10 protein-coding genes are annotated in these 15,041 nt (G+C 53.0%); 7 read left to right on the top strand and 3 right to left on the bottom strand.

Going from position 1 to position 15,041, the window contains the following annotated elements; genetic code table 11:
* Positions 1–16: 16 nt before the first annotated feature.
* The 3 genes from SK35_RS01940 to ppiA all read right to left on the bottom strand — a co-directional run bounded on the left by SK35_RS01940 (position 17) and on the right by ppiA (position 1,455).
* On the bottom strand, positions 17–619 hold the full coding sequence (locus SK35_RS01940; RefSeq protein ID WP_048215420.1) for a putative adenosine monophosphate-protein transferase Fic: 603 nt from the start codon (positions 617–619) through the stop codon (positions 17–19).
* Positions 609–776, bottom strand: a complete 168-nt coding sequence (locus tag SK35_RS01935) for a YhfG family protein (RefSeq protein ID WP_003827708.1) — start codon at positions 774–776, stop codon at positions 609–611. Before SK35_RS01935 ends, SK35_RS01940 begins: the two co-directional genes overlap by 11 nt.
* A 106-nt stretch (positions 777–882) precedes the next feature.
* A complete protein-coding gene (gene ppiA, locus SK35_RS01930) occupies positions 883–1,455 on the bottom strand; it encodes a peptidylprolyl isomerase A (RefSeq protein ID WP_003023595.1) in 573 nt (190 codons plus the stop codon).
* Positions 1,456–1,719: 264 nt separating this feature from the next.
* Between ppiA and tsgA the strand changes: the two genes are divergently transcribed.
* From tsgA to SK35_RS01895, 7 genes are all read left to right on the top strand, one after another.
* Entirely contained in the window at positions 1,720–2,901 is a 1,182-nt protein-coding gene (gene tsgA / locus SK35_RS01925) for an MFS transporter TsgA (RefSeq protein ID WP_048215419.1), read from the top strand.
* A gap of 271 nt (positions 2,902–3,172) precedes the next feature.
* Entirely contained in the window at positions 3,173–5,716 is a 2,544-nt protein-coding gene (gene nirB, locus SK35_RS01920; protein ID WP_008786307.1) for an NADPH-nitrite reductase large subunit, read from the top strand.
* Positions 5,713–6,039 carry a nitrite reductase small subunit NirD gene (gene nirD, locus SK35_RS01915; RefSeq protein WP_003023590.1) on the top strand — a complete coding sequence of 109 codons (327 nt, stop codon included), beginning with the start codon at positions 5,713–5,715 and terminating at the stop codon, positions 6,037–6,039. The genes nirB and nirD overlap by 4 nt, the downstream gene beginning before the upstream one ends.
* Positions 6,040–6,225: 186 nt before the next feature.
* Positions 6,226–7,035 carry a nitrite transporter NirC gene (nirC, locus tag SK35_RS01910; protein WP_008786308.1) on the top strand — a complete coding sequence of 270 codons (810 nt, stop codon included), beginning with the start codon at positions 6,226–6,228 and terminating at the stop codon, positions 7,033–7,035.
* Between the two features lie 11 nt (positions 7,036–7,046).
* Positions 7,047–8,420, top strand: a complete 1,374-nt coding sequence (cysG, locus tag SK35_RS01905) for a siroheme synthase CysG (protein ID WP_048215418.1) — start codon at positions 7,047–7,049, stop codon at positions 8,418–8,420.
* Positions 8,421–8,730: 310 nt separating this feature from the next.
* On the top strand, positions 8,731–14,670 hold the full coding sequence (bigA, locus tag SK35_RS01900; protein ID WP_156174803.1) for an autotransporter adhesin BigA: 5,940 nt from the start codon (positions 8,731–8,733) through the stop codon (positions 14,668–14,670).
* Positions 14,671–14,866: 196 nt separating this feature from the next.
* The gene (locus SK35_RS01895) at positions 14,867–15,037 is read left to right on the top strand and encodes a YhfL family protein (protein WP_048215416.1); all 171 of its coding nucleotides are present in this window, start codon (positions 14,867–14,869) and stop codon (positions 15,035–15,037) included.
* Positions 15,038–15,041 lie beyond the last annotated feature (4 nt).

The following is a 15,041-nucleotide window of genomic DNA, read 5'->3' as shown; positions in this document are numbered from 1 at the left end:
TAAGAACCGCGCTATTCTACTCAGTTTCCGGGGCTTCGCTTACCACTTTACGAAATATCGCCCGCAGTGCAGACAGGTCACCCATCGCCCCGCTCTGATTAGCCTGATTCCACTCCTCAACCGGAATGCCATCCCAGCTCAGCATATACCCGGCATGAATCGCTAACTGTTCGAAGAAAATACGCTGCGCCAGGCCACTGCCAATGCGAAACGGATGCAGCACATTGATTTCGCAATAATAGTGGGCAAGACGATCGACAAACTTGTCTTCCGGCAATCCCACCAGCCAGGACTCCTCTTCCAGGTCCTGCATCAGCGCATTGCCCTCTTTCTCGATATAGGCGAAGTGGCAAAAGCGAGTATCGCCCTGGTAAATATCGACTTCACGCAGGTGTCCCGCCCAGTCAAAAATATCCCGATACAGCTGGCGATGAATGGCGCACAGGTGCGGTAAGCCCCGTTTAAGTGGCCCCAATTCGATAGTCGCAGCACGCAGCGCTGTCAGTTCATAAGCAGCCTGCGCCAAACGCTGCGCCTGATGAATCCCCAGACGGTTACGCATGACATTCAGGCCCGGATATAAATACGGGTCGCGACCATCACCGAATTTATCGCTCATAGTGCCTCCTCAGCTCTTCAAGACGCGCCAGGGCGTCTTCAGCACTCAGAGTAACCCGTGGAATATCTACGCCTTCCAGCCGTCGGCTGGCCTGGAAATTGGCGTTTCGCCGTTGTTCCCACAGCCTGGACTTTTGTTTATCGGTGAGTTTTTTCACGTGACCTCCCTGAATGAGCCGACACTTGCCACAAGTATAAGCAGCAATTTCGGGTTACGCAGAGAGAGGGGTGAACGCGGGCAAGAACTACCCGCGCAAGATACGATTACGGCAGGACTTTAGCAGAAAGGATAACAATCGGTTTTGACGGGACATTCTGGTATGGACCGACATCATGGGTCTGTACCTGAGAGATCTTATCCGCGACATCCATACCTTTCACAACTTTACCGAAAACAGCGTAGCCAAAGTCGCGCTGGCCGTGATCGAGGAAAGCGTTATCTGCAATGTTGATAAAGAACTGGCTGGTCGCGCTGTCTTTATCCGCTGTACGCGCCATAGCAATCGTGCCGCGAGTGTTACGCAGTCCGTTATCGGCTTCATTCTTGATTGGCGGGTTAGGTTTCTTCTGCTGCATCTGCTCGGTAAAACCGCCGCCCTGCACCATGAAGCCTGGGATCACACGGTGGAACGTGGTGTTGTTATAGAAACCACTGTTGACATAATCGACAAAGTTTTGCACTGAAACCGGGGCTTTCTGACTGTTCAGCTCCAGCTCAATGTTACCAGCAGAGGTTGTCAGCAGAACATGTGGATCACCTTTTGCTGCCAGTGCTGCGGGAGAGAGAGCAGAAAGAGCGAGAACAGCTGCAACAGCCGCCAGAGTCGATTTGAGCATGAGAATTCCTTAACAAGAGCAGAAATGAAGCAAGTGAATTGATTCTAAAGAGCCTTCAAGGACAAGGCCATCCCTTTACTTAATTTTACGTACCTGAAACAAATGTAACCTCATGGCTGCAAGTATCAATGTGATCAAGATCACATTGAAAAATGTAACGCACCAAGTTATTACCGATAAATATTTAAATACATCACTAAAGCGCCTAAAATCTGCCCGCTCACGGCGCAGTCAATGCGCCTTACACTTCTATACAGGCCAGTCATGACTAACAGCAATCGCATCAAGCTCACATGGATTAGCTTTCTCTCCTACGCCCTGACAGGTGCGTTGGTAATTGTCACCGGGATGGTGATGGGAAACATCGCAGATTACTTCCATTTGCCCGTTTCCAGCATGAGTAACACCTTCACCTTCCTGAATGCCGGCATTCTGATCTCTATCTTTCTGAATGCATGGTTAATGGAAATCGTGCCACTGAAAACCCAGTTGCGCTTCGGCTTTATCCTGATGGTACTGGCCGTTGCCGGACTGATGTTCAGCCATAGCCTGGCCTTGTTCTCCGCCGCCATGTTTGTATTGGGCCTGGTAAGCGGTATCACCATGTCGATTGGTACGTTCCTGGTAACTCAAATGTACGAAGGTCGTCAGCGCGGTTCCCGCCTGCTGTTTACTGACTCCTTCTTCAGCATGGCCGGTATGATTTTCCCAATGGTTGCCGCGTTCCTGTTAGCGCGCAGCATCGAATGGTATTGGGTCTATGCCTGCATCGGCCTCGTATACGTCGCCATTTTCCTGCTGACCTTCGGTTGTGAATTCCCGGCACTGGGTAAACACGCTCAGCAGTCAGACGCGCCGGTAGTAAAAGAAAAATGGGGGATTGGCGTGCTGTTTCTGGCGATCGCCGCGCTGTGCTACATCCTCGGTCAGTTGGGTTTTATCTCCTGGGTTCCGGAATACGCCAAAAGTCTGGGCATGAGCCTGAACGATGCGGGTAAACTGGTCAGCGACTTCTGGATGTCTTACATGGTTGGCATGTGGGCATTTAGCTTTATTCTGCGTTTCTTCGATTTGCAGCGCATCCTGACCGTACTGGCGGGTCTGGCTACCGTCCTGATGTATCTGTTTATCACCGGTACGCCAGAGCATATGCCGTGGTTTATTATGACTCTGGGCTTCTTCTCCAGTGCGATTTATACCACCATCATTACCCTTGGCTCCCAGCAGACGAAGGTCGCCTCACCCAAACTGGTTAACTTCGTTCTGACCTGCGGCACCATCGGCACCATGCTCACTTTCGTCGTCACCGGCCCTATCGTGGCACACAGCGGCCCGCAGGCGGCATTGCAAACAGCTAACGGCTTGTATGCGGTTGTATTCGTGATGTGCTTTATTCTTGGGTTTGTCACGCGCCATCGCCAGCATAACGCCCCAGCAGCGCATTAATCTCACTGCCGGATGGTATCCACATCATCCGGCACATTCTCACCCCTCTCTTCTTTCACTGGTCATGTAGGCCAATTCTTACAAAAACCCTTTAATTTGTACGCTATTTATACAAACACGAAAACCCAAATAATTCCGTCACTTATAAAAATGCTGACAAATCAGTTATATACCTCTTAAGGAGTATATAAGGGCGAATTTGATTTGTATCAATAAGCGCGGTTGCTGAATCGTTAAGGTAGGCAGTAATAGAAAAGAAATCGAGGCAAAAATGAGCAAAGTCAGACTCGCTATTATCGGTAATGGTATGGTCGGCCATCGCTTTATTGAGGATCTTCTTGATAAATCCGACGCTGCCAATTTTGATATTACCGTCTTCTGTGAAGAACCCCGCAAAGCGTACGACCGCGTACACCTGTCTTCCTACTTCTCACACCACACCGCCGAAGAGCTTTCTCTGGTGCGTGAAGGATTCTACGAGAAGCACGGTGTTAAGGTGTTAGTGGGCGAGCGCGCAATTACCATTAACCGCCAGGAGAAGGTGATCCACTCCAGCGCAGGTCGTACGGTTTACTACGATAAGCTGATCATGGCGACGGGCTCTTATCCGTGGATCCCGCCGATTAAAGGTTCGGAAACCCAGGACTGCTTCGTTTACCGCACCATCGAAGACCTCAACGCCATTGAGTCTTGCGCACGCCGCAGCAAACGCGGTGCTGTCGTCGGCGGTGGTTTGCTGGGCCTGGAAGCCGCCGGTGCGCTGAAAAGCCTCGGCGTTGAAACCCACGTGATTGAATTCGCCCCAATGCTGATGGCTGAACAGCTGGATCATATGGGTGGCGAGCAGTTACGTCGCAAAATTGAAAGCATGGGCGTGCGTGTGCACACCAGCAAAAACACCAAAGAGATCGTTCAGGAAGGCACCGAAGCGCGCAAAACCATGCGTTTTGCCGACGGTAGCGAACTGGAAGTCGATTTCATCGTCTTCTCTACCGGTATTCGTCCACGCGACAAACTGGCCACCCAGTGCGGTCTGGACGTCGCGCCACGCGGCGGTATCGTCATTAACGACACTTGCCAGACATCTGACCCGGACATCTATGCCATCGGCGAATGCGCCAGCTGGAACAACCGCGTGTATGGTCTGGTCGCTCCAGGCTATAAAATGGCGCAGGTTGCCGTTGACCATATTCTCGAAACTGAAAACGCCTTTGAAGGCGCGGACCTGAGCGCCAAGCTGAAGCTGCTCGGCGTTGACGTCGGCGGTATTGGCGACGCGCATGCGCGCACGCCGGGCGCCCGTAGCTATGTCTATCTCGACGAAAGCAAAGAAGTCTACAAACGCCTGATCGTTAGCGAAGATAACAAAACCCTGCTCGGCGCGGTTCTGGTGGGCGACACCAGCGATTACGGCAATCTGCTGCAACTGGTGCTGAACGCCATCGAACTGCCGGAAAATCCGGATTCACTGATTCTGCCAGCACACGCGGGCAGCGGTAAGCCGTCTATCGGTGTCGATAAACTGCCGGACAGCGCGCAGATTTGCTCCTGTTTTGACGTCACCAAAGGCATGCTGGTTGCCGCTATCAACAAGGGCTGCCATACCGTTGCGGCGCTGAAAGCAGAAACCAAAGCCGGGACCGGCTGCGGCGGGTGTATCCCGCTGGTAACGCAGGTTCTGAACGCCGAACTGGCGAAACAGGGTATCGAAGTTAACAACAATCTGTGTGAACACTTCCCGTACTCACGTCAGGAACTGTTCCATCTCATCCGCGTAGAAGGCATCAAAACCTTCGAAGAGCTGCTGGCAAAACACGGGAAAGGTTACGGCTGTGAAGTATGTAAACCTACCGTAGGTTCCCTGCTGGCTTCCTGCTGGAATGAGTACATCCTCAAACCGCAGCACACGCCGTTGCAGGACACCAACGACAATTTCCTGGCGAACATCCAGAAAGACGGTACTTACTCCGTGATCCCGCGCTCTGCGGGTGGCGAAATTACCCCTGAAGGCCTGGTAGCTGTGGGCCGTATCGCGCGTGAATTTAACCTGTACACCAAAATTACCGGTTCTCAGCGTATCGGCTTGTTCGGCGCGCAGAAAGATGACCTGCCGGAAATCTGGCGTCAGCTGATTGAAGCCGGTTTTGAAACCGGTCACGCGTATGCCAAAGCGCTGCGTATGGCGAAAACCTGCGTAGGCAGCACCTGGTGCCGTTACGGCGTCGGCGATAGCGTGGGCTTCGGCGTGGAGCTGGAAAATCGCTACAAAGGCATTCGTACCCCGCACAAAATGAAGTTCGGCGTCTCCGGCTGTACCCGTGAATGTGCGGAAGCTCAGGGTAAAGACGTGGGTATCATCGCCACTGAGAAAGGCTGGAACCTGTACGTTTGCGGTAACGGCGGGATGAAACCTCGTCATGCAGACCTGCTGGCAGCGGATATCGATCGCGAAACGCTGCTCAAGTACCTTGACCGTTTCATGATGTTCTACATCCGTACTGCCGACAAACTGACCCGTACCGCACCGTGGTTAGACAATCTGGAAGGCGGTATTGAGTATCTGAAGTCCGTCATCATCGACGACAAGTTGGGTCTGAACCAGCATCTTGAAGAAGAGATGGCCCGTCTGCGTGAAGCAGTGGTGTGTGAGTGGACAGAAACCGTTAACACCCCATCCGCGCAGGTTCGCTTCAAACACTTTATCAACAGCGAAAAACGCGATCCGAATGTCCAGGTTGTGCCTGAACGTGAACAACATCGTCCGGCCACGCCTTATGAGCGTATCCCGGTGACTCTGGTGGAGGAAAACGCATGAGCCAGTGGAAAAACATCTGCAAAATCGATGACATTCTGCCTGCAACAGGCGTCTGCGCCCTGTTAGGTAACGAGCAGGTTGCGATTTTCCGCCCGTATCACAGCGACCAGGTGTTTGCGATCAGCAACATCGACCCGTTCTTTGAGTCCAGCGTGCTTTCTCGTGGGCTGATTGCTGAACATCAGGGCGAATTGTGGGTTGCCAGCCCGCTGAAAAAACAGCGTTTTCGCTTAAGCGACGGTCTGTGCATGGAAGACGAACAGTTCTCCGTGAAACATTACGAAGCGCGAGTGAAAGACGGCACGGTGCAACTGCGCGGTTAATTAATTTTGGGAGGCGCAACGCCTCCCCTTTTTTGACGTATTTGTAGGTCTTTTATTAGTAGGCCTGATAAGCGTAGCGCCATCAGGCAATTGCACAAGCACATTGCCGGATGGCGGCATAAATGCCTTGTCCGGCCTACGGTTACGATTTCTTTTTATTGTTTGTACTTCAAGGATAATCAACACATGTTCACAGACACTATCAATAAGTGTGCGGCTAACGCTGCGCGCATCGCACGCCTGTCGGCTAATAACCCGCTCGGATTCTGGATCAGTTCGGCAATGGCGGGAGCCTATGTGGGTCTCGGCATCATTCTTATTTTCACCCTCGGTAATCTGCTCGACCCGTCCGTTCGTCCTCTTGTGATGGGTGCAACCTTTGGTATCGCCTTAACGCTGGTCATTATTGCCGGTTCGGAACTGTTTACCGGTCACACCATGTTTCTGACGCTCGGCGTCAAAGCAGGCACCATCAGCCACGGTCAGATGTGGGCAATCCTGCCAAAAACCTGGCTGGGTAACCTGGTCGGTTCCGTGTTTGTCGCTCTGCTTTACAGCTGGGGTGGCGGTAGCCTGCTGCCGGTCGATACCAGCATCGTCCATTCGGTTGCTCTGGCGAAAACGACCGCGCCTGCAATGGTTTTGTTCTTTAAAGGCGCACTGTGTAACTGGTTGGTTTGTCTGGCAATCTGGATGGCAATCCGTACCGAAGGCGCGGCAAAATTCCTCGCTATCTGGTGGTGTCTGCTGGCGTTTATCGCTTCCGGCTACGAGCACTCCGTTGCCAACATGACGCTGTTTGCCCTCTCCTGGTTCGGCCATCACAGCGAAGCCTATACCCTGTCAGGAATTGGTCATAACCTGCTGTGGGTGACACTCGGTAATACTTTGTCCGGTGTCGTATTCATGGGATTAGGTTATTGGTATGCTACGCCAAAATCGGAGCGTCCGGCTCCGGCAAAAATCAATCAGCCAGAGGCTGCTGCCAATAATTAAGGGGTAATGTCGTGGATCATTTGCCTATATTTTGTCAACTACGTGACCGCGACTGCTTGATCGTCGGCGGTGGTGATGTCGCAGAACGCAAAGCGCGGTTACTGCTGGAAGCGGGCGCCCGTTTAACGGTTAATGCGCTGGCGTTTATTCCACAGTTCACCGTATGGGCAGATGAAGGCATGCTGACGCTGGTGGAGGGACCGTTCGATGAGTCCCTGCTCGACACCTGCTGGCTGGCTATTGCCGCCACCGATGACGATGCCGTCAACCAAAGCGTCAGCACCGCCGCAGAATCACGTCGTATCTTCTGCAACGTGGTCGATGCGCCAAAAGCAGCCAGTTTTATCATGCCCTCCATTATCGACCGCTCACCGCTGATGGTGGCGGTCTCCTCCGGCGGGACATCGCCAGTGCTGGCCCGTCTGCTGCGTGAAAGACTTGAATCCGTACTGCCTCAGCATCTGGGCCAGGTCGCGCAGTATGCCGGCAAGTTGCGCTCCCGAGTGAAGCAACAGTTTGCCAGCATGGGTGAACGTCGCCGCTTCTGGGAAAAATTGTTCGTGAATGACCGCCTGGCGCAGTCGTTGGCGAACAATGACCTGAAAGCCGTCGAGGAAACCACTGAGCAAATGCTCAGCGAACCGCTGGATCACCGTGGTGAAGTGGTGCTGGTTGGCGCCGGTCCTGGCGATGCCGGCCTGCTGACGCTGAAAGGGCTACAGCAGATCCAGCAAGCGGATGTTGTGGTCTATGACCGTCTGGTTTCCGACGATATCATGAACCTTGTACGCCGCGACGCAGACCGGGTATTCGTTGGTAAACGTGCAGGCTATCACTGCGTACCGCAGGAAGAGATCAACCAGATCCTGCTGCGTGAAGCACAACAGGGCAAGCGCGTGGTACGACTGAAAGGTGGCGACCCGTTCATCTTTGGCCGCGGTGGCGAAGAGCTGGAAACGCTGTGCCATGCCGGTATTCCATTCTCTGTAGTGCCGGGTATTACCGCAGCCTCCGGTTGTTCTGCCTATTCCGGCATTCCACTGACCCATCGTGATTACGCTCAGAGCGTGCGTCTGGTTACCGGACACCTGAAAACCGGCGGAGAGCTGGACTGGGAAAACCTGGCAGCAGAGAAACAAACGCTGGTGTTCTACATGGGGCTAAACCAGGCGGCCACGATCCAGGAAAAATTGATCGAATTTGGCATGCAGCCCGATATGCCCGTCGCCCTGGTAGAAAACGGTACCTCCGTGAAACAGCGTGTCGTCAATGGTGTGCTGACGCAGCTCGGAGAATTAGCGCAACAGGTTGAAAGCCCAGCGCTAATTATTGTTGGCCGTGTGGTAGGCCTTCGCGATAAGTTGAACTGGTTCTCGAATCATTAATTGAATGCTAATAAATGCCCTGACTCTCAGGGCATTTATTTTCTCGTTTGTTATTCATGATTTATTCTCAAAGCTGAATTAAGAAAGACTAAATTCATTCATAAACAAAATGTATTTACGCTCTTATTTATAAAAAACACGTAAAAAACCCTGTTTATATCCGAACAACCCATAAATTAAATTCACATCCTAAATAATACCTGACCATTGAGTAATTTGACGAAACACTGTCATTCAGTGGCAAAATAATAAATTACCTCGAAATAAATTCATGCCTTCAATGGCATGTTTTGTGCGTATTTATTTAAGGATGTCGATTATGCAAAGGAAAAAACTCATTGCTGTGGGTATTGCTCTTGCGTTGCAAACTTACTATCTCCCGGCGATAGCCGCAAATAGCAGCGACGATGACAATGATTGCCCTACTGATATATCCGTATTATCAAAAGCCGAACGTGACAAACTCTCCGCACGCTGCCTGGCAGATTATACAGAACAAGACAATCACTGGGGATGGGTCGCGGGTGGTGTCGCTGCGCTAACAGCTGGTGTAGCGATAGGTATCGATAACAATGGCGGCGGCCATTCCCACCATAATGATACTCCGGCAACCCCATCAGATAATGGCGATGTAACGCCCACACCTCCTGACGACGATAACGGTGATGTAACGCCCACGCCTCCCGATGACGATGGCGGCGATGTAACGCCCACACCTCCCGACGACGATGGCGGCGATGTAACGCCCACACCTCCCGACGACGATGGCGGCGATGTAACGCCCACACCTCCCGACGACGATGGCGGCGATGTAACACCTACACCACCTGATGATACCTCTGTTATTACCTTCAGTAACGGCGTTACCATCGATAAAGGCCTGAACACACTGACATTTGACGGCATCAAGCTGGATAGCGGCACGGACCTCGGCGGCGCCGTGTGGAATTACGTCGAACAGGACGATCGGTGGCAGATCACGTTACAAGACGGTAAAACGCTGCTGGTATCCGACTGGAAAGTAACCGACGAGAATGCCGCCGTCATTGAAGGTACGGTGCAAGGAAGCGATCTGTACTGGAAATATGACAGCCAGGGATACCTGATCGTTGCCGATGATCAAACCACCGTTGCAACGGGCGACGACGAGTCACACGTTGCCGATCGCGGGGTTGATACCCGTGGTGAAGGTAAAACCGGGGTCATCATCTCCGGCGATAGGACAAACAACACGTTAAGCGGTGATTCCTCCGTCAGCGATGGTGCGGTCGGCATCGTCATTACCGGTGACAACACCACCAATACGATTTCAGGACAAAGCACCGTCGACGGCGCAACCGGCGCACTGATTTCAGGTAACGGCACCACCACCCGCATTTCAGGTGGCATTGACGTCACAGGTGGCGGCACCGGCATGGTGATCGATGGCAACGAAACCACGGTGGCGAATACCGGCACCTCTAACATCAGCGGTCAAGGTTCAACCGGCTCCATCGTCAATGGCGACAACTCGCACGTTATTAACGATGGCGAACTCTATGTGGCCGACGGCGCTACCGGGGCAAAGATTACCGGTGATGATGTCCTCATCGACAACAAAGGCGATACCACCGCCAGCGGTGCAGGTTCTACCGGGCTATATATTGACGGCGACAACGCAACCATTAACAGCGAAGGGAAGCAGGATATTTCCGGCGGCGCAACGGGCATCCTGATTAACGGCAACAGCGCCACCTTCGATAATATCGGCACCACCGATGTCAACGGCGCAGGCTCTATCGGTATCAGCATCACCGGCGACAAAACGCGTATTACTAACGATGGTGAGCTAAACGTTACCGACGGCGCGACTGGAGCCAAAATGACCGGTGACGGTACGGTGATTGATAACACCGGCGACTCCGCGGTCACCGGCGCGGGGTCTACCGGACTGTACATCGCAGGTAATAAGGCGCTGGTTATTGGCGAAGGAGATCAAACCATTGCGCAGGGCGCAACGGGTACCGTCATTGCGGGCGATAATTCCCGAATCGCGAATACGGGTGATATCACCGTGGATGGCGCGGGCTCTACTGCCGCAGTCATTGATGGTAATGATAATAATCTGACCCAGGCAGGTGACATGCTGGTCACCAACGGTGCGACGGGCATCGTCACAGACGGGACAGGTAACGAAATCAAAAACACCGGTCACGCGACCGTGCGTGATGAAAGCTCCGTCGGATTTATCATCGCGGGCGAACAAAACACCTTTTACAACAAAGGGAACATCGACGTCAGCCTGAATGGTACTGGCGCCCAGGTGAGTAGCGATTCGTCACAGGCAACGCTTGATGGTGATATTAACGTTACCTCAGCGCAGGACAGCGATGGCGTATTTCGTGGCGCAACGGGTGTAAACATCAGTGGCGATAGCAACACCGTTAATATCACTGGTAATGTAAATATGAGTGCTGACTATATGCAGGACTCTCTGATAGCGAGCGATACATCACTAACCGGCGTCACTGTCGGCGGCGACAACAATAATATTTCGCTCGATGGCGGGCTTAACATTGATGTTAGCGATCAGTCCGCTGGCAGCGGGCAGTACCTGAACGTTGTTGGCTTAAACGTGACGGGTGACGGGAACAGTGTCGCGATCGATGGCGGTATTAATATTACTCACAGCGAATATGGCGATATTGACGATGTGCTTATTCATGGTATTGATATCAATGGAAACAGCGAAGCCACGCTAAGCGGTCACTCTACGGTAGATACGGCAACTCTTAGCGGCGGCAATGTCGTGCTGGCTCAGGTCAAAAATGGCGGCACACTGGTTTTGGATGACAGCTCAGTTATTGATATTAATGCCAAATATGTGGATTCGTTCAATTTCACCTCAAATGCCTTGCTAATGGCCGACGGGGAAAGTTCATCGATTGAAAACAACGGCAGCATCACCAGTCAGGGCGTATATACCATCATGCGCGCTGACGATGGCGCAGAAATCAGCAACAGCGGCAATATCCTTATTTATGCAACGGGCAATAACGTCAGCGGCAGCGATGACCGTACAGGTATTACTCAGGCTAACGGTAACGGCTCTGTTGTTCAGAACAAGGCTGGCGGGGATATCACCGTTATTTCTGACCAAACGCCGGCGTACATCGGTGGTATAAGCGTATACCCACTGAAATGGTACACCCACACCTTTTACGCCATGCTGTCCTCCGGATACGGCAGCGTTATCAATGATAAAGGCGCAACTATCCATTTGCAGGGCGCAGGCGTATATGGCGTTAGCGCCAGCAGAGGAACAGCGATAAACGAAGGCGATATTTACCTGGATGGTTTTATCCCGACGCTGGACGATGAAAACAACATCACTGGCACCAGCTACTGGCAGCCATCATCGCTCTATCTCACCAGCTCAGGAATGGTGGCTGGTTCCACCGACGGTGGCGATGGCGACGCTACCGCTACCAACACCGGCACCATTACCGTTAATAACGCCGGGTTCGGCATGATGGCGCTTAATGGCGGCACCGCGATTAACCAGGGTGTGATCACCCTGACCGCCGATGAGGGCGTGACCGGCCAGGCAAACGAGCTGGTCGGTATGGCGGCGCTCAATGGCGGCATCGTGATTAACGATACGACTGGCACCATCAATATTGATGCTGATTACGGCCAGGCGTTCCTGAGCGACAGTACCAGCTACATCATCAATAACGGCGCCATCAACCTCAACGGCAGCCCGATGGATGACGCCGATTCCCATATGGGCAGTACGCCAACGGATAAAATCTGGATCCAGTCCCTGCCCGGCAGCGGCGACAGCGACACCCAGACCTCTGATGCGGGTTTCTTCACCAACGGCACGCTGGCGAATTACGGCAATGAAACGCTGAACGGCGATGTGGACGTTAACGGGGGCTGGCTGTACAACGAGACGGGGGCCTCGCTCACCGTCAACGGTACCCTGACGATTAACGGCGGGGCTAACGCGCTGGCCAACTACGGGACGCTGGACGCGAACGCTATTTCCACCTGGCACAGCCTCTTCAATGAAGCGGGCGGCAGCATCACCACCGATCTGTTAACCCTTAACGGCGACGTCACTTTTTACAATAACGGCGATTTCACCGGCTCCATCGCGGGCACCAGCTACCAGCAGGAAATCGTCAATACTGGCGATATGACGGTGGCGGAAGATGGCAAATCGTTGGTCAGCGGCAGCTTCTATTTCTATAACGAAGAGGGCGCAACACTTACCAACAGCGGCAGCGCGGTGGAAGGCGGCGAGAACACTATCATCAACCTGACGCGCGCCAACGATTCGCTGACACAGGTGAACAGCGGCACCATTACCGCCACCAACGGTTACAGCGCCATCACCACGGTCAACGGCAGCAACAGTCCCAAATGGATCTGGAACACCGAAACCGGCGTGATTAACGGTATAAACCCGGATGCGCCGCTAATCAATCTGGGCCGCGGCTATAACTTCGGCAACCAGGGCACTATCAACGTGCAGGGCGATAACGCCGTAGCGATTAGCGGCGGCACCAGCAGCTATGTAATCAACCTGGTCAACAGCGGCACCATCAACGTCGGAACCGAGCAGGGCAAAGAGGACGGCACCAACGGCACCGGGCTTATCGGCATCAAAGGCAACGGTAATGCCACCACCATTAACAACACCGCAGACGGCGTGATCAACGTTTACGCGGATGACTCGTATGCGTTTGGCGGCCAGACCAAAGCCATCATTAACAACGGTGAAATCAACCTGCTGTGCGACAGCGGCTGCGACATCTACGCTCCGGGCACCACCGGTACGCTGAATGACCACAACGGTACGGCAGACATCGTTATCCCAGATGCGGCTACCGCCCCAACCGAGGGCAGCATCCCCACGCCGCCAGCGGATCCAAACGCGCCGCAGCAGCTCTCCAACTATATTGTCGGCACCAACGTCGATGGCAGTTCCGGTACGCTGAAAGCCAATAATCTGGTGATTGGCGACAACGTGAAGGTGGATACCGGTTTTACCAGCGGCACGGCGGAGACCACCGTGGTGGTGGATAACGCCTTCACCGGCAGCAATATCCAGGGTGCGGACAACATCACATCCACCAGCGTAGTGTGGAACGCACAGGGTAGCCAGGACAGCGACGGCAACGTTGACGTCACCATGACCAAAAACGCCTATGCCGATGTGGCGACCGATGGTTCTGTCAGTGACGTGGCGCAGGCGCTCGACGCCGGTTACACCAACAACGAGCTGTACACCAGCCTTAACGTAAGCACCACCGCTGAGCTGAACAGCGCGCTGAAACAGGTAAGCGGCAGTCAGGCTATCACCGCGTTCCGTGAAGCCCGCGTGCTAAGCAACCGCTTTACCATGCTGGCCGATGCCGCGCCGCAAATTAAAGATGGCCTGGCGTTCAACGTCGTAGCGAAAGGCGACCCACGCGCTGAATTGGGCAACGATACCCAGTACGACATGCTGGCATTACGTCAGTCGTTGGATCTCACCGCAAGCCAGAATCTGACGCTGGAGTACGGTATCGCACGTCTGGACGGTGACGGTTCGAAGACCGCGGGCGATAACGATCTGACCGGTGGCTACAGCCAGTTCTTTGGTCTGAAGCACAGCATGGCGTTTAATGAAGGTCTGGCGTGGAACAACAACCTGCGTTATGACGTGCACAATCTCGACAGCAGCCGTTCTGTCTCTTATGGCGACACCAACAAGGTGGCGGATTCCAACGCACGTCAGCAGTATCTTGAGTTCCGCAGCGAAGGGGCGAAAACCTTCACCATGCTCAACGATACGTTGAAAGTCACGCCGTACGCCGGGGTGAAATTCCGTCATACGCTGGAAGGCGGCTACAAAGAGCGTAGCGCGGGGGACTTTAACCTGTCGATGAACGCTGGCAGCGAAACCGCCGTAGATTCCATTGTCGGAATGAAGTTCGCCTATACCGGTGAAAATGGCTGGAGCGCCAGCGCCACACTGGAAGGCGGTCCGAACCTGAGCTACAGCAAAAGCCAGCGTACTGCGTCACTGCAAGGTGCCGCAGGCCAGTCCTTTGGCGTAGACGACGACCAAAAAGGCGGAGGCATCAACGGTCTGGCGACGGTCGGTGTGAAATACAGCGCCAAAGACGCCAGTCTGAATCTGGACGCTTACCAGTGGAAAGAGGACAACATCAACGATAAAGGCTTTATGTTGAATTTCAGAAAAACATTTCGTTAATTAATTAAACCCAGCAGCCTGGTATTATTTATTAATACCAGGCTTTTTATTTAAATTAAATTCACTAATCGTATGCTTTATATATAAAGCAACATGTCCATTTCTGGACTACTTAAAGTTTATGTTAGTTGATATCTTATCCGGCGAAAAATGGACTTCATCCATTTAGAAATAGATATCTAACAAGGATTTTGACATGCTGAAATTTGCAAAAATCACCTTAATTGCTGGTGTTCTGGCTACGCTGACCGCGTGTACTGGTCATATCGAAAACACAAAAAATAACTGCAGCTACGATTACTTCCTGCATCCAGCAATTTCGATTTCTAAAATTATTGGTGGCTGTGGTCCGGCTGCAAATCAGTAATAAA

It is taken from the genome of Citrobacter sp. MGH105, assembly GCF_001037485.2.
Classification (GTDB): domain Bacteria; phylum Pseudomonadota; class Gammaproteobacteria; order Enterobacterales; family Enterobacteriaceae; genus Citrobacter; species Citrobacter portucalensis.
Note: the sequence above shows the minus strand (reverse complement) of the source record. Positions and strands in the feature narration are given on the sequence as shown.